Annotated in this window: 17 protein-coding genes; 9 read left to right on the forward strand and 8 right to left on the reverse strand. The window is 68.9% G+C overall.

What is annotated here, in order from left to right:
• The first annotated feature begins 184 nt into the window (after positions 1-184).
• Positions 185-2,536, forward strand: coding sequence for a M14 family zinc carboxypeptidase (locus ACQEU1_RS33810; RefSeq protein WP_433210438.1), 2,352 nt, complete (start codon positions 185-187; stop codon positions 2,534-2,536).
• An 85-nt stretch (positions 2,537-2,621) separates the two neighbouring features.
• Here ACQEU1_RS33810 and ACQEU1_RS33815 read toward each other — a convergent pair whose 3' ends face one another.
• Genes ACQEU1_RS33815 through ACQEU1_RS33825 form a run of 3 tightly spaced genes read right to left on the reverse strand, consistent with a single transcriptional unit; the run spans position 2,622 to position 3,876 of the window.
• On the reverse strand, positions 2,622-2,990 hold the full coding sequence (locus ACQEU1_RS33815) for a VOC family protein (protein ID WP_433210440.1): 369 nt from the start codon (positions 2,988-2,990) through the stop codon (positions 2,622-2,624).
• Positions 2,987-3,355 (reverse strand): SgcJ/EcaC family oxidoreductase, encoded by a 369-nt coding sequence (locus tag ACQEU1_RS33820; protein ID WP_433210442.1) that lies wholly within the window; start codon positions 3,353-3,355, stop codon positions 2,987-2,989. Before ACQEU1_RS33820 ends, ACQEU1_RS33815 begins: the two co-directional genes overlap by 4 nt.
• Positions 3,352-3,876 (reverse strand): hypothetical protein, encoded by a 525-nt coding sequence (locus ACQEU1_RS33825; RefSeq protein WP_382443977.1) that lies wholly within the window; start codon positions 3,874-3,876, stop codon positions 3,352-3,354. The genes ACQEU1_RS33820 and ACQEU1_RS33825 overlap by 4 nt, the downstream gene beginning before the upstream one ends.
• Before the next feature lie 146 nt (positions 3,877-4,022).
• Between ACQEU1_RS33825 and ACQEU1_RS33830 the strand changes: the two genes are divergently transcribed.
• Entirely contained in the window at positions 4,023-4,970 is a 948-nt protein-coding gene (locus ACQEU1_RS33830; protein WP_433210444.1) for a LysR family transcriptional regulator, read from the forward strand.
• Between the two features lies 1 nt (position 4,971).
• On the opposite strand, the gene ACQEU1_RS33835 is transcribed toward ACQEU1_RS33830, so the two are convergent.
• Positions 4,972-6,132 (reverse strand): PQQ-dependent sugar dehydrogenase, encoded by a 1,161-nt coding sequence (locus tag ACQEU1_RS33835; RefSeq protein ID WP_433210446.1) that lies wholly within the window; start codon positions 6,130-6,132, stop codon positions 4,972-4,974.
• A 10-nt stretch (positions 6,133-6,142) separates the two neighbouring features.
• Positions 6,143-7,045, reverse strand: a complete 903-nt coding sequence (locus ACQEU1_RS33840; protein WP_433210448.1) for an alpha/beta fold hydrolase — start codon at positions 7,043-7,045, stop codon at positions 6,143-6,145.
• Between ACQEU1_RS33840 and ACQEU1_RS33845 the strand changes: the two genes are divergently transcribed.
• The 3 genes from ACQEU1_RS33845 (at position 7,044) to ACQEU1_RS33855 (ending at position 9,036) form a co-directional block, all read left to right on the forward strand.
• Positions 7,044-7,988 carry a 2-hydroxyacid dehydrogenase gene (locus tag ACQEU1_RS33845; RefSeq protein WP_433210450.1) on the forward strand — a complete coding sequence of 315 codons (945 nt, stop codon included), beginning with the start codon at positions 7,044-7,046 and terminating at the stop codon, positions 7,986-7,988. The genes ACQEU1_RS33840 and ACQEU1_RS33845 overlap by 2 nt on opposite strands.
• Positions 7,989-8,057: 69 nt before the next feature.
• A complete protein-coding gene (locus ACQEU1_RS33850; RefSeq protein WP_433210452.1) occupies positions 8,058-8,783 on the forward strand; it encodes a DoxX family protein in 726 nt (241 codons plus the stop codon).
• A 10-nt stretch (positions 8,784-8,793) separates the two neighbouring features.
• Positions 8,794-9,036 carry a hypothetical protein gene (locus tag ACQEU1_RS33855; protein WP_433210454.1) on the forward strand — a complete coding sequence of 81 codons (243 nt, stop codon included), beginning with the start codon at positions 8,794-8,796 and terminating at the stop codon, positions 9,034-9,036.
• Here the strand turns inward: ACQEU1_RS33855 and ilvD are convergent.
• The 3 genes from ilvD to ACQEU1_RS33870 form a co-directional block, all read right to left on the reverse strand.
• On the reverse strand, positions 9,033-10,877 hold the full coding sequence (gene ilvD / locus ACQEU1_RS33860; protein WP_433210456.1) for a dihydroxy-acid dehydratase: 1,845 nt from the start codon (positions 10,875-10,877) through the stop codon (positions 9,033-9,035). The two genes, ACQEU1_RS33855 and ilvD, sit on opposite strands and share 4 nt — an antisense overlap.
• Before the next feature lie 77 nt (positions 10,878-10,954).
• A complete protein-coding gene (locus ACQEU1_RS33865; protein ID WP_433210458.1) occupies positions 10,955-11,380 on the reverse strand; it encodes a vitamin K epoxide reductase family protein in 426 nt (141 codons plus the stop codon).
• Entirely contained in the window at positions 11,377-11,811 is a 435-nt protein-coding gene (locus ACQEU1_RS33870) for a PH domain-containing protein (RefSeq protein ID WP_433210460.1), read from the reverse strand. Before ACQEU1_RS33870 ends, ACQEU1_RS33865 begins: the two co-directional genes overlap by 4 nt.
• Positions 11,812-12,041: 230 nt before the next feature.
• Here ACQEU1_RS33870 and ACQEU1_RS33875 point away from each other — a divergent pair, with 230 nt between their 5' ends.
• The 4 genes from ACQEU1_RS33875 to ACQEU1_RS33890 all read left to right on the forward strand — a co-directional run bounded on the left by ACQEU1_RS33875 (position 12,042) and on the right by ACQEU1_RS33890 (position 15,843).
• Positions 12,042-13,874, forward strand: coding sequence for an acetolactate synthase large subunit (locus tag ACQEU1_RS33875; protein WP_433210462.1), 1,833 nt, complete (start codon positions 12,042-12,044; stop codon positions 13,872-13,874).
• On the forward strand, positions 13,874-14,380 hold the full coding sequence (ilvN, locus tag ACQEU1_RS33880; protein ID WP_030467896.1) for an acetolactate synthase small subunit: 507 nt from the start codon (positions 13,874-13,876) through the stop codon (positions 14,378-14,380). The genes ACQEU1_RS33875 and ilvN overlap by 1 nt, the downstream gene beginning before the upstream one ends.
• A 22-nt stretch (positions 14,381-14,402) precedes the next feature.
• Positions 14,403-15,416: a ketol-acid reductoisomerase gene (gene ilvC, locus ACQEU1_RS33885; RefSeq protein WP_382452456.1), complete on the forward strand. Its 1,014-nt coding sequence runs from the start codon at positions 14,403-14,405 to the stop codon at positions 15,414-15,416.
• Positions 15,417-15,567: 151 nt separating this feature from the next.
• A complete protein-coding gene (locus ACQEU1_RS33890) occupies positions 15,568-15,843 on the forward strand; it encodes a DUF397 domain-containing protein (protein WP_433210465.1) in 276 nt (91 codons plus the stop codon).
• The last annotated feature ends 480 nt before the right edge of the window (positions 15,844-16,323 follow it).

Consider the following 16,323-nt stretch of genomic DNA (forward strand, 5'->3'; position numbering starts at 1 on the left):
CCCGCCTATCGGCTCTAGTCGATGCGCGGGCCGTTGTGCGAGAAAAGTCCGCATGCGACGAACTCTGCTCGCCGTGATCTTGGTGGCCGCCGCGGTGGTGGCGGCGCCGACGACAGCCACGGCGCAACCGTCTGGTTCAGCCCGAGAGCCTGGTAACGGGCCCGAGCGCAACGAAGTCGCCACGTTGGACAGCGCTTTCCTCAGCGTCCAGGCGGCGCAGGGGCAGAACAGGCCCGACAGATACGCGGGGTATCCGCGGAAGACGTCGCTCAGGACGTACCCGGAGAACGCGGCCGACAAGTCGATCAAGCTCGGACTGCAGCCGTACCACGCGCTCGCGCCGAAGCTGAACGCGTTGCAGCAGAAGAGCAACCGGGTGTCGGTCGAGGTCGTGGGGCAGTCGACGCTCGGCCGCGACCTGTACCTCGTCACCCTCACGGCACCGGAGAGCCCGGCGGAGACCCGGCTGCAGGAGTGGTTCCGGGCGAGCGTCGAAGAGGGCCGCAAGATCCCGGACGGCCTCTACAAGGCGCCGATCTGGATCAACAACAACATCCACGGCGACGAGTGGGAGGGCACGGACGGCGCGTTGCGCGTCATCGAGCACCTCGCCACCAGCGACGACAGGGAGACGAAGAACCTGTTGCAGCGCAGCAGGATCTACTTCAACCTCACGGCCAACCCGGACGGCAGGGTCGCCGGCACGCGCGCCAACAACGCCGGGTTCGACCTCAACCGCGACTTCGTCACGAGCTCCCAGCCCGAGAACAGGGCCATGCAGGACATCGTGGAACGCACCCAGCCGTTGATGATGCTCGACGAGCACGGGTACGTGGCGAACACGCTCATCGAGCCCACCACGCCCCCGCACGGCCAGAACTACGACTTCGACCTGTACATCAAGCACGGCTACGAGAACGGCCTGCGGATGGAGAAGGCCGTGCAGGCGCTCGGCCACCCCGAGGCCGCGAAGCCGGAGATCCCGTTCCGCGACTACCCCGTCGGCGAGTGGGACGGCTGGGCGCCCATCTACACCGCCCAGTACTCGATGTACCACGGCGCCGTGTCGTACACGATCGAGATCCCGATGCGCGTCAACCGGGCCGACTACGACAACCTGCCCGCGCAGGAGCTCCAGCGCCGATCGAAGATCAACACGGACGTCGTCGAGGCCACCATCAAGACCACGCTCGACTACGTGGACGACAACCGGAAGAGCCTCATCGCCAACCAGACGGAGATGTTCCGGAGGGGCGCCAACGGCGAGAAGCAGCGGAACATCCCGGACGGGTTCGTACCGGGATTCGGACCGGAAGACCGCTTCACCACGGAGTTCCCGCGCGCGTACGTGATCACGAACGACCGCTCACCAGCAGCCACCGCAAGGCTTGTGGACCAGCTCGTCAGGCACGACGTGCGCGTCGAACGGGCCGAGAAGCCGTTCACCCTCAACGGCAAGAAGTACGCCGCCGGGTCGTACGTCGTGGACATGCACCAGCCCAAGCGCGGCCTCGCGAACGTCATGCTGGAGCAGGGCGCGGACATCTCCGACAAGGCGCCGGTCATGTACGACATCTCCGGCTGGAGCCACCGGCTCCTCTGGGGCGCCTCGGTCGACATCGTCAAGGGCGGCCAGTTCCGCTTCGACGGCAAGCCCGTCACGGCGGCAACCCCCACGGGTGAGATCAGCGCCGCACCGGGCGCCGACCTCGCCATCACCCTCACCGACCAGAAGGACGTCAGCGCCGTCAACGACCTGCTCGGACGCGGCCTCGAGCTCCGCAGCCAGGACGACGGCACGGTCGTCGTCCCCGGCAGGGACAGGTCCGCCGCCAAGGAGGTCGCCGACCGCTACGGCGTGCGCTTCACGGCCGCCAAGCCCGGCGGGCAACCCCTGCAGCGCAAGACGATCGCGGCCGCGGTCTCCGCCGACGAACTGCAGGTGCTCAGGGAGTCCGGGTTCGACGTCCGCACGATCTCCACGGCCGTGCTGAACGCGGGCTTCGACTGGAGCAGGATCGACGCGCTGTACGTGGGTTCCGGCCTGAGCTACGCGGGCCTCAACGCCACCGCCAAGGCCGCGCTCGACGAGTTCCTGAAGCGCGGCGGTGTGGTCACCAGAGGTGCCACGGGCAGCAGGTTCAACTCCGACGCCAAGCTCCTCCAGGCGACGGCAACGGCCGGCTGGGAGGACGCCAACGGCGTGGTGAACGTCGTCAACGGCAACGGCCCGATAGGCACCAACGCGCTGCCGCACTCGTTCGTCTACTCCCCGCAGTGGTTCACGAACCTCGGCACGGGCGTGACGGTCGAACAGCGCTATGGCAGCACGGTGATCGCCGCGGGCCACTGGCACGCACGGGACAACGGCACCGGCGGCCAAGACGCAGCAGCAGGACAGGCCGCAGTCGTGTCCGGTACGGCAACGAACGGCGCACGAGTGGTCCTCTTCGGCACGGAACCGATGTTCCGCAACCACCCGAAGGGTCTGTACGCGCAGGTAGCGCGCGCTCTGTTCTGGAGCAGCACCCGCTAGACAGAGCGAGGGGCGGGGAGGCCCCGACGCCTTCCCCGCCCCTCTTGCACATACCCCGTACATGGGTGCCCAGCGGCAACCGGACCTAAACCTCAGCGGCCCCGGGCGGCAGGAAACCGTGCGCCGACAGGTCGAACCAGTTGCCCTCGGGATCGATCGCCCGGTACTCGGCGAACGGCCGGTCCCCGCCCCGCAGAGCAGGCTTGGGCTCCAGCGTCTCCAGGTACGGGGACACGTCGTCCACCTGGAAGCCGAAGTGGTTGAACCCGGTCGGCACGTCCCCGTCCAGCCGCTGCTGGATCAACGCCAGGTTGACGTACCCGTCGGTCACGAAGTGGCTGCCGTCGGGATCCGTGTGGAACAACGACATCCCGAACTTCGACGTGTAGAAGTCGGCCATCTCCTTCGCGTCCTGCACGACGAACGCGATGTGCCGCAACCGGGGCCTGCTCATGACTGTCCCTTCGGAACCATGTTGTGGAACGCGGCGATCTCCCACCCGTCCGCGCGCCGCACGACGACGGCCTGCGCGTGGGTGGTGATGCCGGCCGGGGTGATGGACGACGTGACGTGCACGACCGAGATGTCCGAGGTCAACGGCCTGACCGTGCTGATCTCGGCGGCCAGCTTGGTGTCGCGGTACGGCCCGGCGAACAGCACGGCGTGCCCGGAGGACACCGCCTGCCGCCCGAACAGCTCCTCACCGCGGACGTTCACGAAGTCGACGTCCTCGGCGAACACCGACGCGAACGCCACCGCGTCACCGTCGGCCCAGCCCTGCTCCATGCGCCGCCACAGCGCGTAGATCTCTTCGGTCATGAGTGGTTCGTCCTCAACGGCAGGCGCAGGCACTGGGCGTCCCACGCGGCGAGCGAGTAGTAGAGGCCGCCATGTCGGCGTTCGAGGTAACAGACGACGTTCACCGGCCATCCGCTGTTGCGGAACATGTGCTCGTCCATCGGCGTCGGGCTGTCGCTCAACGGCCGGTTCCGCTCGCACTCCGGCCCGAGCCGGTGCCAGTCCGGGTGCAGGTGGATCGACCCGAGCACGTCGAGGTCCCGCGCGTCCGCCGCCCGCGTGATCGTCAGCAGGTCGGCGGGGTCGAGCCACCACGCCCGCACCGGGTTCTCGTACGCCGTCCCGAACCGCGGCACGATCGTCGACGAGAACTCCTCGCGCGCCGAGGGGTCGGTCAGCCGCGCGTTGCGGCCGAACGCCACCTCCGTGACCACGGCCTCAGCACCCTCGGACCGGCCGAGCAGCACCGCGAAACACGGTCTCGGCTCGTCCTCGGTGATGAACGAGTATTCGGCGGACGCGGCCTCCAGAAACGTTTTCACTGCCCGATCCGAAAACAGCACCGCGTCGGTGCGCGTCGGGCGTTCGGCCAATTCCATCACGCGACCGAACGTATCGAGACCGCGATGTCTCACGACAGATCGCGAAGGGTGTTCGCCCTATTACATTGAGCGATAACATCAGGCGCATGCGTCTGGAAGTGCGGCACCTCGAACTGGTCGTGGCGATCGCCGACTGCGGCAGCCTGCGCAAGGCCGCCGCCCGGCTGCACCTCACCCAGCCCGCCGTGACGACGCAGCTCAAACGCATCGAGGACCACCTGGGCGGCGCGCTGTTCCTGCGCGCGGCGGACGGCGTCAGGCTCACCCCGACCGGTCAGGACTTCGTCCAGGAAGCACGGTCGATGCTCACCCAGCTCGTCACGCTGGAACGCGTAACGCGCCGTAACGCGCAATCCGGCAACGCTCCCACCAGGCTCGCGGGAATCCCCGCCTATCACTTCGGACTACTGGTCGGCGCGTTAAAGGACAACGTCACGAGTCGCACCATCAAGGAGACCGGCACGCTCACCGCGTTGCTCACGACCGGCGAACTCGACATCGCGGTGATGCGTCGATTTCCCGGTACTCCGCTCGCCCTTCCGCCGAACGTCGGACATCGCTTGCTCACCCGCGAACCGCTGTTCGCCGGCGTGCCCGACCACCACCCGCACGCCCAGGCCAGGGAGATCGCCCTCGAAGCGCTCGCCGACGACAAGTGGGTCATGCCGGAGCCCGACGACAGCGGCATGAACGCCCACTTCGCCCGCGAGTGCGCCGCGGCGGGCTTCGAGCAGAAGATCGCGCACTTCAGCAGCGAGGCGCACGTCGCGCTCACGTTGATCAGGGAGTCCGGCGCGGTCTGCCCGCTCTACCCCGTCGGCGGCACCCCGCCCGGCGTCGCGCGCCTGCCGATCACCGGGAACCCGCTGGTGCGCGAGGTCGTGCTGGCCTGGCGCACGGACGCCCCGGTCGCCGAGGAGGTCGACGACCTGTGCGAGCAGGTCGCCGCCGGCTACCTGCGGCTGGTCGAGGAGAGCGACGTCTACGCGCGCTGGTGGCGCGACGGAGGCGCGGAGTTCGCGCTCAGCCCCTAGCTCAGTCCTTGGTCCCGCCGCCGTTGTTCGGGCGCACGATGATCACGACCCGGTCGTCCGACGACACGGGCTTGCCACCGGCCTTGTTCACCGTGCCGACCAGCGACGCCGACTCGTTCAGCATCTCCGCCGGCCCGAGCAGGCCGAAGCCGTCCTCGGCCATCGCGATCTCGGGCTTGCCCGTGAACGACCCGGCGGCGTTCATCGACAACGACTGGTAGCCGGGCGACTTGGACGTGTTCACCGACAGCTGGTCGGTGTAGGACGAGCAGCCCATCACGCCCGGCCGCTCGGGCCACGACCACGCGGCGTCACCGAGCTTGCCCGGCACGACGCGGTAGACGACGTCGGCGGACGCGGCCCAGTCCGTCACCCAGACCTTCGTGGTGTCGGCCGAGACGCACAGCCCACCTGGGAGGCGCAGGCCGGACGACACCACGGCGGTGCCGGCCGTCGGGTTGCCCTGCGCGGGCTGGCCGGAGCCGTCGATCCGCAGCACCTTGCCCGCGAGCGAGTTCGGGTCGGCGGCGAGCGCGGGGTTCCCGGCGTCACCGGTCGCGACGAGGATCGCGCCCTTGCGGTCGCTCGCCAGCACACCGCGGTTGCCCGACGGGCCCTTCGGGATGCCGGTGAGGATCGGCTTGGGCGTGTCACCGGGCGCGATGCGCAGCACCCGGTTGTCCGTCGCGGTCGTCACGTACACGTACGCGAGCTGGTCCTCGCCGAACGTCGCCGACAGCGCGAGCCCGGTCAGGCCACCGTCGGTCGACGCGTCGACCTCCAGCTGTGCCACCACGACGGGGTCGACGTCCTTGGCCACCTTGACCAGGCGCCCGCCGCGTTCGGTCGCGTACGCCGCGACGCCACCCTGGGCGTCCGCGCCGATCGGGGCGACGCCCGTGACGGTGTCGAGGCACGTGGCCACGACGGCCGGGTGGTAGTCCTTGCAGCCCTGCGGCGGCGGCACGCTCTGCGGCGGAGGGTTGCGGCCGGGGTCGCCCGGCGACGGGCGGTACTCGCCCGGCAGCTCCGGCTTCGGCCCCGCCTGCGGGGTCAGCTGCGGTTGCGCGCTCCACTGCGTCGGCGCCGGCTCGTCGGGAAAGCTCGCGCAGCCGGCTGCCAGCAGGCAGACGGCGGTCAGCAACGCAACGGAACGAACCACGGGACCCAGGTTAGGTGCGCGACCGTGAACCCGAAGTGAACGCCTCGGAAGTGGCGAAGTCGACCGAGCGCACCCGGCCCAGCAGCAGGTCGAGCTCGTCCGCCACGACCTCGGGCGCTTCGAGCGGCAGGTAGTGGCTGCACGGCAGCACCCGCAGCCGTGCCTGCGGCAACGCGCCGACCGGCCCGGACATGCTCTCCGTCGTCGCCAGCAGGTCGTCCCGCCCGGCCAGCAGTGTGACCGGACACACGATCGGGGACAGGTCCTGCCGCGGCGTCTCACCGAGCGCGAGCGCCAGCGTGAAGTACCAGCGCCAGTCGTGCTGCAGGAACCGGCTCACGGCGTGTGTGACGGCCTTGGGGTCGCTCGACGGCTTGATCACCCCGCTGTGCCGCAACAGGAACGTCGTCGCGTCCGTCACTGGAACGCGGTGCAGCACCTTGTCCAGCACCGGACCGGCGTGCTGCAACAGCTTCGTGCCCGTGAGCCCGACGATCCGGCGGACGTTCCTGGGGACCAGCGGCAGCATGGCGTCGAACGAGTCGCCCGGCGCGCCCGCGACGAGCAGCAGGCCCGCGACCCGTTCCGGATGGCGCAACGCCAGCTCGGCCGCGATCGTCACGCCCATCGACCAGCCCACGACGACGCACCGCTCGATGCCCGCCTCGTCCAGCACGGAGATCGCGTCCGAGACGTGGTCGTCGAGGGAGATGTTGCGCTCGTCGGCGGGGCGGTCGGAGCCCATGGTGCCGCGCATGTACCAGCTGACGAGGCCTGGGCGGTCGGTCAGCGACGGCCACGACTCCGGGCCCGACCCGACGCCGGGGCAGAGCAGTACCGGTGTGCCTTCGCCCGGCGCCTGCCAGGTCCGGATCTTCGTGCCGTCCCACGCGATGATGTCGTGCTCCCGCATGGCAGACATTCTGACGTACGTTGACCACGTGACGCTCACCGTGCTCGTGCCAGATGAATTCGGAGTTCAAGCGCTGTCTCAGGTGGACGGTGTCCGGACGGTTCGTTACGTGCCGGGGGAGCCGCTGCCCGCCGAAGGGCTGAACGCCGAGGTCCTGATCCCGAAGTTCCTCTCCGGCACCGACCCGCGCGAGGTGTTCGGGCAGTTGCCGAACCTCAAACTCGTGCAGCTGCTCAGCGCCGGCGCGGAGAACTTCATCGGCAAGGTGCCGGACGGTGTGATGCTTTCCACGTGCCGTGGCGCGCACGGGGGCAGCACGGCGGAGTGGGCCATCGGCGCTCTTCTGGCCATTTACCGAGAGTTCCTCGTCTTCGAACGGGCGCGCGTCGAGCGGCACTGGGACTACCACGGCACGGACACCCTGCAGGGCAAGAAGGTCCTGATCGTCGGCGCGGGTGACCTCGGTGAGCAGCTGCGCAAGCGCCTCGAACCGTTCGACGCCACCGCCACGCTGGTCGGCCGCACCGCGCGGGAGGGTGTGCACGGTCAGGACGAATTGCCGGACCTGCTGCCCGAGTTCGACGTCGTGGTGCTCTTCACGCCGATGACCGAGGAGACCCGGCACCTCTGCGACGCCAAGTTCCTCGCCGCGATGAAGGACGGCGCGATTCTGGTCAACGGCGCGCGCGGGCCCGTCGTCGACACCGACGCGCTGGTGGCGGAGCTGACCTCGGGGCGGCTGCGGGCGGCACTCGACGTGACGGACCCCGAGCCGCTGCCCGCCGACCATCCACTGTGGACGGCGCCGGGGCTGTTCCTGACCCCGCACGTGGCCGGGTCGTGCTCGGGCAGTGGACACCGGGCGTACGCCGTCGTCCGTGCGGAGATCGCGCGGTTCGCGAAGGGTGAAGAGCCGCGCAATCTGGTGCACGGGACCTACTAGGCCAACTGGGTGAAATCGGGCTGCCGTTCGGCTCTGGCGCGCCCGCACGTGGCCCCCTAGCGTGCGGGCGTGGCTACTCACGACAAAGGCTCGGCTGGTTCGAGCGCTTTCTCCGACGACTCGTTCTACTCGGGTGGCGGTGGAGTGCACCACTTCGACGACGGCACGATCAGAGCCGGGTCGGACGTCACGTCGCCTTACGACTCGACCACGAAGTCGTTCGACACGACGGCCTACACGCCGCTCGACGTGTCCACTGTGGACAGCCGGGACGACGACGTGTTCGCCGACGACCGCAAGAAGTTCGGCTGGACGGCCGGACCGGACCTCGGCCTGCTCGGGCTGAGGGCGGTGCTCGGCGGCATCTTCGTGCTGCACGGCCTGCAGAAGGTGTTCGGGCTCTTCGGCGGACCGGGGATCAACGGCTTCGCGCAGTCGCTGGAGAAGATGGGCTACCGCGAGCCGACCGTGCTGGCCTGGGTCACCGGCGTCACGGAGCTCGCGGGCGGCGGCCTGATCGTGCTCGGCCTGTTCACCCCGCTCGCGGCGGCGGGCCTGCTCGCGGTGATGGCCAACGTCATCGCGCTCAAGTACAAGGGCGGCTTCTTCGGCCCCAACGGCGTCGAGCTGGAACTCGCGCTGGCCGGCATGGCGTTCACGGCGTTGTTCGCCGGACCCGGTCGTGCCGCGCTCGACTACAACCGCAGCTGGTTCCGCCATCCGCTGGCGGCCGGGTTCATCGCGCTCCTGCTCGGCGCGGGTGGCGCGGCGGTCACCTTCTTCGTCTTCCGGTAGGAACTGCCGCATGCGGAAGAACGTGACGGGAGCGGCGCTCCAGCTGGCCCTGCTGGTGATCGGGTTCCCGATCGTCTACCTGGTGTCGTTGCCGTTCGGGCTCACCGCGAAGTCCCTGCTCCCGCCGCTCGGCCTGCTGGCGGGCCTGGTCGTCGGCGGGCTCATGGTCAAGAGAACGGAGCAGCCCGTCAGCGGACCGCTGACGGGCTGGCTCGTGTTCGGGATCTGCTTGGCGCTCGCGTTCGTGCTTTAAAGGTCCGGGTTGCGCACTGCACCGGTCGACGCGTCGGTCGCCATCCGCGCGTACGCCCGCAGCGCCGCCGTCACCGGACGGACCCGGTCCACCGGCTGCCACGGCCGTTCGGACGCCTCCATCTTCGCGCGGCGCTCGGCCAGCACGTCGGCGTCCACCAGCAGCTCGAGCCGGCGCTCGTGTACGTCGATCAGGATCCGGTCGCCGTTCTGCACCAGGCCGATCATGCCGCCGCCCGCCGCTTCCGGCGAGATGTGGCCGATCGACAGGCCCGACGAACCGCCGGAGAACCGGCCGTCCGTGATCAGCGCGCACTTCTTGCCGAGGCCGGAGCCCTTGAGGAACGCCGTGGGGTGCAGCATCTCCTGCATGCCGGGGCCGCCCGACGGGCCCTCGTAGCGCACGACCAGGACCTCGCCCGCCTGGATCTCCTTGTTCAGGATCGCCGAGACGGCCTGCTCCTGGGACTCGACGACGCGCGCCGGGCCCTCGAAGTGCCACAGCTCCTCGTCGATGCCCGCGGACTTGATGATCGCGCCGCGCTCGGCCAGGTTGCCGCGCAGCACGTTCAGGCCGCCGTCCTTGGTGTAGGCGTGCTCGACGTCGCGGATGCAGCCACCGGCGGCGTCGGTGTCCAAAGAGGACCAGCGGTTCGACGTCGAGAAGGCCTGCGTCGTCCGCACCCCGCCGGGAGCGGCGTGGAAGAGCTCCAACGCCTCCTCGGACGGGTTCTCCGCGCGGATGTCCCACTTGCCGAGCCACTCGGCCAGCGTCGGCGTGTGCACCGACGTGACGTCGTCGTTCAGCATGCCGCCGCGGTAGAGCTCGCCGAGCAGCGCGGGGATTCCGCCGGCCCGGTGCACGTCCTCCATGTGGTAGTCGCTGTTCGGCGACACCTTGGACAGGCACGGCACGCGGCGGGACAGGTCGTCGATGTCCTGCAGCGTGAAGTCGATCTCGCCCTCCTGCGCGGCGGCGAGGATGTGCAGCACGGTGTTCGTCGAGCCGCCCATGGCCATGTCGAGCGCCATCGCGTTCTCGAACGCCTTGCGGTTCGCGATCGACCGCGGCAGCGCCGACTCGTCGTCCTCGCCGTACCAGCGCCTGCACAGCTCCACGACCACGCGGCCGGCCTCGGAGAACAGCTCGCGGCGCGCGGCGTGCGTCGCCAGCGTCGAGCCGTTGCCCGGCAGCGACAGGCCGAGGGCCTCGGTGAGGCAGTTCATGGAGTTCGCGGTGAACATGCCGGAGCACGAACCGCAGGTCGGGCACGCGGAGCGCTCGACCTCGGTGAGCCCGTCCTCGCTCACGGCGGGGGAGGCGGACGCGGAGATCGCGGTGATCAGGTCCGTCGGCGCGACGGCGACGCCCTCGACGACGACGGCCTTGCCGGCCTCCATCGGGCCGCCGGACACGAACACGACGGGGATGTTGAGGCGCATGGCCGCGTTGAGCATGCCGGGCGTGATCTTGTCGCAGTTCGAGATGCAGACGATCGCGTCGGCCTGGTGCGCGTTGACCATGTACTCGACGGAGTCGGCGATGATCTCGCGGCTGGGCAGCGAGTAGAGCATCCCGCTGTGGCCCATGGCGATGCCGTCGTCGACCGCGATCGTGTGGAACTCGCGCGGCACGCCACCCGCTTCTCGCACGGCGTCGGCCACGATGTCGCCGAGATCGCGCAGGTGCACGTGACCCGGCACGAACTGCGTGTAGGAGTTGGCGATCGCGATGATGGGCTTGCCGAAGTCGCTGTCCGTCATGCCGGTCGCGCGCCAGAGGGCGCGGGCTCCGGCGGCGTTGCGACCGTGCGTGGTGGTGCGAGAGCGGAGCTGAGGCACTGCTCCTCCAGATTCAGTTCAAGAAAAGTGCGCGCGGGACGGCCGGGTGAGGCGTCACCAAGTCTGGGAGCGGTGCCTCAAAGGCTACTCGTGCGCAGACTCGCCGCGACCAGCAGATAGGCCAGTGCGAGCGTGATCACGTGCACGGCGGTGCACCACAGGCAGATCTTGCCGATGACGAGGAACTCCGCCGCGACCAGGTAGACGACCATCAGCACACCCCCGCCGACCGCCCCGAGACGCACCCACCTCAGCGCGTCGATCCGCCACGCGAACGGGAGGCAGATCACGGTGAGGAAGGCGAAGAACGCCAGTCCGAGGAACGCGACGGGGATGCCGAGCAGCTCCGACTGGTCGCTCGTGGTGACCGTCTCGCAGTCGACGACCGCGTCGGCCGAGCACAGCAGCGCGTTCGCGTTGAAGTGCGTGTACGTCAGGTAAGCCGAGGTCAGCAGGCCCGCGATGGACAGCAGCAGGCTCAGCAGCGGAACTCGTCGGATCACTTCTCCGACTCTACGACTTCCTCGTTCTTCTCCTCGGCGGGCTCCACGGCCGGCTCTTCGTCCTTGGCCGTGGGATCCGGCACGAGCCCGCCGCTGATGACGTGCAACGCCGGCAGGTGCATGAACCGGACCGCGGGCATCGTCACCTCGGAGTCGTCCTGCCGGACCGCGCGCAGCCACCCCTTCTGGACGAGGCGGATCGACTTCACGTCCGTCCACCTGAGGGTCGTCGTGCCGAACGCGCCGCGCGCCACGATCTCCTCCTCGGTGACCGTCGTGCGGTTGCGCAGCACCCAGTACGCGTAGCCGAGCGGGAGCACGTACAACGCCTGCAGCCCGGGGATGGCCCACGCCACAGGAGTCACGCAGATGGCGATCAGACCCGCCGCGAGCAGGGCCGTTGCCGGGATGCGAAAGACCAGCTTCTTCACCCGGACGATTGTTCCACGTCCACGATCCGGGAATTCCATCTCGCAGAGTTGACGCCCTCTTGCCAGAGGCGATAACGTCCGGTCCATGCAGCGCACGCTCGTTCTCGTACTTCTCAGGCGCGTCGACGCCTGAGCCGAACAGCCTGCGTCGACGCGCGACCCTCGCACGACCCATCTTCGGGTTGTCGAGGGTTTTTTCGTGTCCGGACCCCGAAACCCACGAGGCAATGATGACCAGCGCACCATCGCGACAGGCTCCCGAGCCCACGTCGCCACGTCCAGGTCCGCGGCCCAAACCGGCCCCGCCGACGGGCGCACCGATCCGTGTAACCGGTGCTCAGTCGCTCGTCCGCTCGCTCGAGGCGGTCGGCTGCGAAGTGGTCTTCGGCATTCCCGGCGGGACGATCCTTCCCGCGTACGACCCGCTCCTGGACTCCACGAAGGTCCGGCACATCCTCGTCCGCCACGAGCAGGGCGCGGGACACGCGGCGACCGGATACGCGCAGGCCACCGGCAAGGTCGGGGTCTGCATGGCGACCTCGGGACCGGGTGCGACGAACCTCGTCACCCCGCTCGCCGACGCGAACATGGACTCCGTGCCCGTCGTCGCGATCACCGGCCAGCAGTCGCGGCCGCTGATCGGCACGGACGCCTTCCAGGAGGCGGACATCTGCGGCATCACGATGCCGATCACCAAGCACAACGTCCTCGTGACCGACGCCGCGGAGATCCCGCGGGCGATCGCGGAGGCGTTCCACATCGCGGCGACCGGCCGACCCGGCCCGGTCCTCGTCGACATCCCGAAGGACGTGCTGCAGGAGCAGACCAGCTTCTCGTGGCCGCCCGAGATGCGCCTGCCCGGTTACCGGCCGACGACCCGGCCGCACGGCAAGCAGGTGCGCGAAGCCGCCAAGCTGATCGTCAGCGCCCGCAAGCCCGTTCTGTACGTGGGCGGCGGCGTCATCAAGGCGGACGCGCACGCGGAGTTGTTGCGCCTGGCCGAGGACACCGGCATCCCGGTCGTCACGACGCTGATGGCGCGCGGCGCGTTCCCCGACTCGCACGAGCAGCACCTGGGCATGCCCGGCATGCACGGCACCGTCGCGGCCGTCGCGGCGATGCAGAAGTCGGACCTGCTGGTCGCCCTGGGCGCCCGGTTCGACGACCGCGTCACGGGCCAGCTCGGCTCGTTCGCCCCGGACGCGCAGATCATCCACGCCGACATCGACCCGGCCGAGATCTCCAAGAACCGCCGCGCGGACGTCCCGATCGTGGGCGACTGCAAGGAGATCATCACCGAGCTGATCGACGCCGTCCGCGCCGAGCGCGAGACCGCGAAGGCCGTCGACCTCTCGCCGTGGTGGGAGACGCTGAAGTCGCTGCGCGAGACGTTCCCGCTGGGCTACGACTGGCCGGAGGACGGCACGCTGTCCCCGCAGTTCGTGATCGAACGGATCGGCGCGCTGTCCCCTTCGGACACGATCTACACCGCGGGCGTCGGCCAGCACCAGATGTGGGCGGCGCAGTTCGTCAAGTACGAGCACCCGCGCACGTGGATCAACTCCGGCGGCCTCGGCACGATGGGCTTCGCGGTGCCCGCCGCGATGGGCATCAAGGCCGGCGAGCCGGACCGCACGGTCTGGGCCATCGACGGCGACGGCTGCTTCCAGATGACCAACCAGGAGCTCGCCACCTGCGCCATCGAGGGCCTGCCGGTGAAGATCGCCGTGATCAACAACGGCAACCTGGGCATGGTCCGCCAGTGGCAGACGCTGTTCTACGGCGAGCGGTACTCCAACACGGATCTGGGCACGCACAAGCACCGCATCCCAGACTTCAAGCTCCTGGCGGAGGCACTCGGGTGCGTCGGTCTCCGCGCCGAGTCGCAGGCGGAGGTGGACGAGGTGATCCAGAAGGCGTTGGAGATCAACGACCGTCCCGTCGTCGTCGACTTCGTCGTCGGCAAGGACGCCCAGGTGTGGCCCATGGTCGCGGCGGGCACCGGCAACTCCGAGATCATGGCCGCCCGCGGCATCCGCCCCCTGTTCGACGAGGACATCTGATGACCAGGCACACGCTGAGCGTTTTGGTCGAGGACAAGCCCGGTGTGCTCGCACGCGTCGCCGGCCTGTTCTCCCGCCGCGGCTTCAACATCGAGTCGCTCGCGGTCGGCCGCACGGAGTACCCCGACATCTCGCGCATGACGATCGTGGTGTCGGTCGACGAGCTGCCCCTGGAGCAGGTCACCAAGCAGCTCAACAAGCTCATCAACGTCATCAAGATCGTGGAGCTGGAGCCGACGGCCTCCGTTCAGCGGCAGCTGGTGTTGATTAAGGTTCGTGCGGACGCGACGGTGCGGTCGCAGGTCCTCGAAACCGTGCAGCTCTTCCGCGCGAAGGTCGTCGACGTCTCGCCAGAGGCCGTCACGATCGAGGCGACGGGCACCTCTGAGAAGCTCGACGCGTTGTTGCGCATGCTGGAGCCCTACGGGCTTCGCGAGATCGTTCAGTCCGGCATGGTCGCCATCGGCCGTGGCGCTCGTTCCATCACCGCCACCGCGGTCCGCTAGAAACCACAAAGAAGGAAATACAGTGAGCGTTGAGATCTTCTACGACGACGATGCCGACCTGAGCGTCATCCAGGGCCGCAAGGTGGCCGTGATCGGTTACGGCAGCCAGGGCCACGCCCACGCGCTGTCCCTGCGCGACTCGGGCGTCGAGGTCCGCATCGGCCTGCAGGAGGGCTCCAAGTCCCGCGCCAAGGCCGAGGAAGAGGGCCTGGAGGTCGGCACGCCGGCTGAGGTCTCCGCGTGGGCCGACGTGATCATGATCCTGGCGCCGGACACCGCGCAGCGCCACATCTACGCCAACGAGATCGCCGCGAACCTCAACGAGGGCGACGCGATCTTCTTCGGCCACGGCTTCAACATCCGCTACGGCCTCATCACCGCACCGTCCGGTGTGGACGTCGCCATGGTCGCCCCGAAGGGCCCCGGCCACCTGGTCCGCCGCCAGTTCGTCGACGGCAAGGGCGTCCCCGCCCTCATCGCGGTCGAGCAGGACGCCTCCGGCAACGCGCAGGCCCTCGCCCTCTCCTACGCGAAGGGCATCGGCGGCACGCGCGCCGGCGTCATCAAGACGACGTTCAAGGAAGAGACCGAGACCGACCTCTTCGGCGAGCAGGCGGTCCTCTGCGGTGGCGCTTCCGCTCTCGTCCAGGCGGGCTTCGAGGTCCTCACCGAGGCGGGCTACGCCCCCGAGGTCGCGTACTTCGAGTGCCTGCACGAGCTCAAGCTGATCGTCGACCTCATGTACGAGGGCGGCATCGCCCGCATGCGCTACTCGATCTCCGACACGGCCGAGTTCGGTGACCTGACCCGCGGCCCGCGCGTCATCACCCCCGCCGTCAAGGAGGAGATGAAGAAGATCCTGGGCGAGATCCAGGACGGTACCTTCGCCAACGAGTGGGTCGCCGAGGACGACAACGGCCGCGCGAACTACAAGAAGCTCCAGCAGGAGGGCGAGAACCACCCGATCGAGGCAACGGGCAAGAAGCTCCGCGACATGATGTCGTGGGTCGACCGCCCGATCACCGAGACGGCCTGACGTCTCTCACCGAGATGGCCCAACGCCGTCTCGCCGACCTGCCGTTCTCGCCAGGTCACCGAGGACTTTCCTCAAGGATGGCCCGTGGAGCGCGTGTGACGCTCCGCGGGCTTTCCGCTTTTCGTTCGCTCCCATCCGCTAACTTCTCCACATGAGCGACAGCGCGCCGATCTACGACGACAAGGCCCACGTCCGCGGCAAGCTGGACCTGCGCAACGCCGAGTGGAAGCGCCCGCCGGAGCCCGAACCGGAGGACGGCCACGTGGAAATCGCCTTCGTCGAACACACCGACGGCGCCACCTACGTCGCCATGCGCAACTCCAAGCAGCTCGAACCGGTCCTCACCTTCACGATGAGCGAGTGGGACGCCTTCGTGCTGGGCGCGAAGGACGGCGAGTTCGACGAGCCCTGGGACCAGGAGAAGTAGCGCAGGCGCGCGCACCCAACCGCATTCGTCAACGCAACCCGACCACGCACGCAGGCCTGGCGCGCGCACCCAACCGCAGTCGTCAACGCAGGCCAACCACGCACGCAAACCAGGCGCGCGCTCTCAACTGCAGTCGTCAGCGCAGCGCAACCACGCACGCAGGCCCGGCGCGCGCTCTCAACCGGACAGCCGTCAACACAAAGCCCACCACCTACGAATCCTGGCGTGGCGAAGCGAAGCGAGCCCGAACGGGCTGCTACCCGGCTGGTCAGCGGTACAACCCACCGATTGCGATTGGGGCTTGACTTTGGGTGCGAGGTGCTACCACTAGTGGCTCGGCCGGGCCTCTTTTCAGCCCGGCCTTTCCGGTCCGACAAGCGCCTCGCAAGGCCCCGAAGTCAAGCCCCAATCGCCACCCCGCTCTTCGGCAGGACCCGCGCAAGCACCCTCGCAACCGCAGCCCAACCAACAAAACGCAAC

Origin of the sequence: Lentzea sp. CA-135723, assembly GCF_050936595.1 — a bacterium.
Lineage (GTDB): Bacteria > Actinomycetota > Actinomycetes > Mycobacteriales > Pseudonocardiaceae > Lentzea.

Coding starts and splice junctions, on each gene's coding strand:
- ACQEU1_RS33815 (WP_433210440.1), bottom strand. CDS start 2,990: ATGAGCAGGCCCCGGTTGCGGCACATCGCGTTCGTCGTGCAGGACGCG.
- ACQEU1_RS33820 (WP_433210442.1), bottom strand. CDS start 3,355: ATGACCGAAGAGATCTACGCGCTGTGGCGGCGCATGGAGCAGGGCTGG.
- ACQEU1_RS33830 (WP_433210444.1), top strand. CDS start 4,023: ATGCGTCTGGAAGTGCGGCACCTCGAACTGGTCGTGGCGATCGCCGAC.
- ACQEU1_RS33845 (WP_433210450.1), top strand. CDS start 7,044: ATGGCAGACATTCTGACGTACGTTGACCACGTGACGCTCACCGTGCTC.
- ACQEU1_RS33840 (WP_433210448.1), bottom strand. CDS start 7,045: ATGCGGGAGCACGACATCATCGCGTGGGACGGCACGAAGATCCGGACC.
- ACQEU1_RS33855 (WP_433210454.1), top strand. CDS start 8,794: ATGCGGAAGAACGTGACGGGAGCGGCGCTCCAGCTGGCCCTGCTGGTG.
- ACQEU1_RS33875 (WP_433210462.1), top strand. CDS start 12,042: ATGACCAGCGCACCATCGCGACAGGCTCCCGAGCCCACGTCGCCACGT.
- ilvN (WP_030467896.1), top strand. CDS start 13,874: ATGACCAGGCACACGCTGAGCGTTTTGGTCGAGGACAAGCCCGGTGTG.
- ACQEU1_RS33890 (WP_433210465.1), top strand. CDS start 15,568: ATGAGCGACAGCGCGCCGATCTACGACGACAAGGCCCACGTCCGCGGC.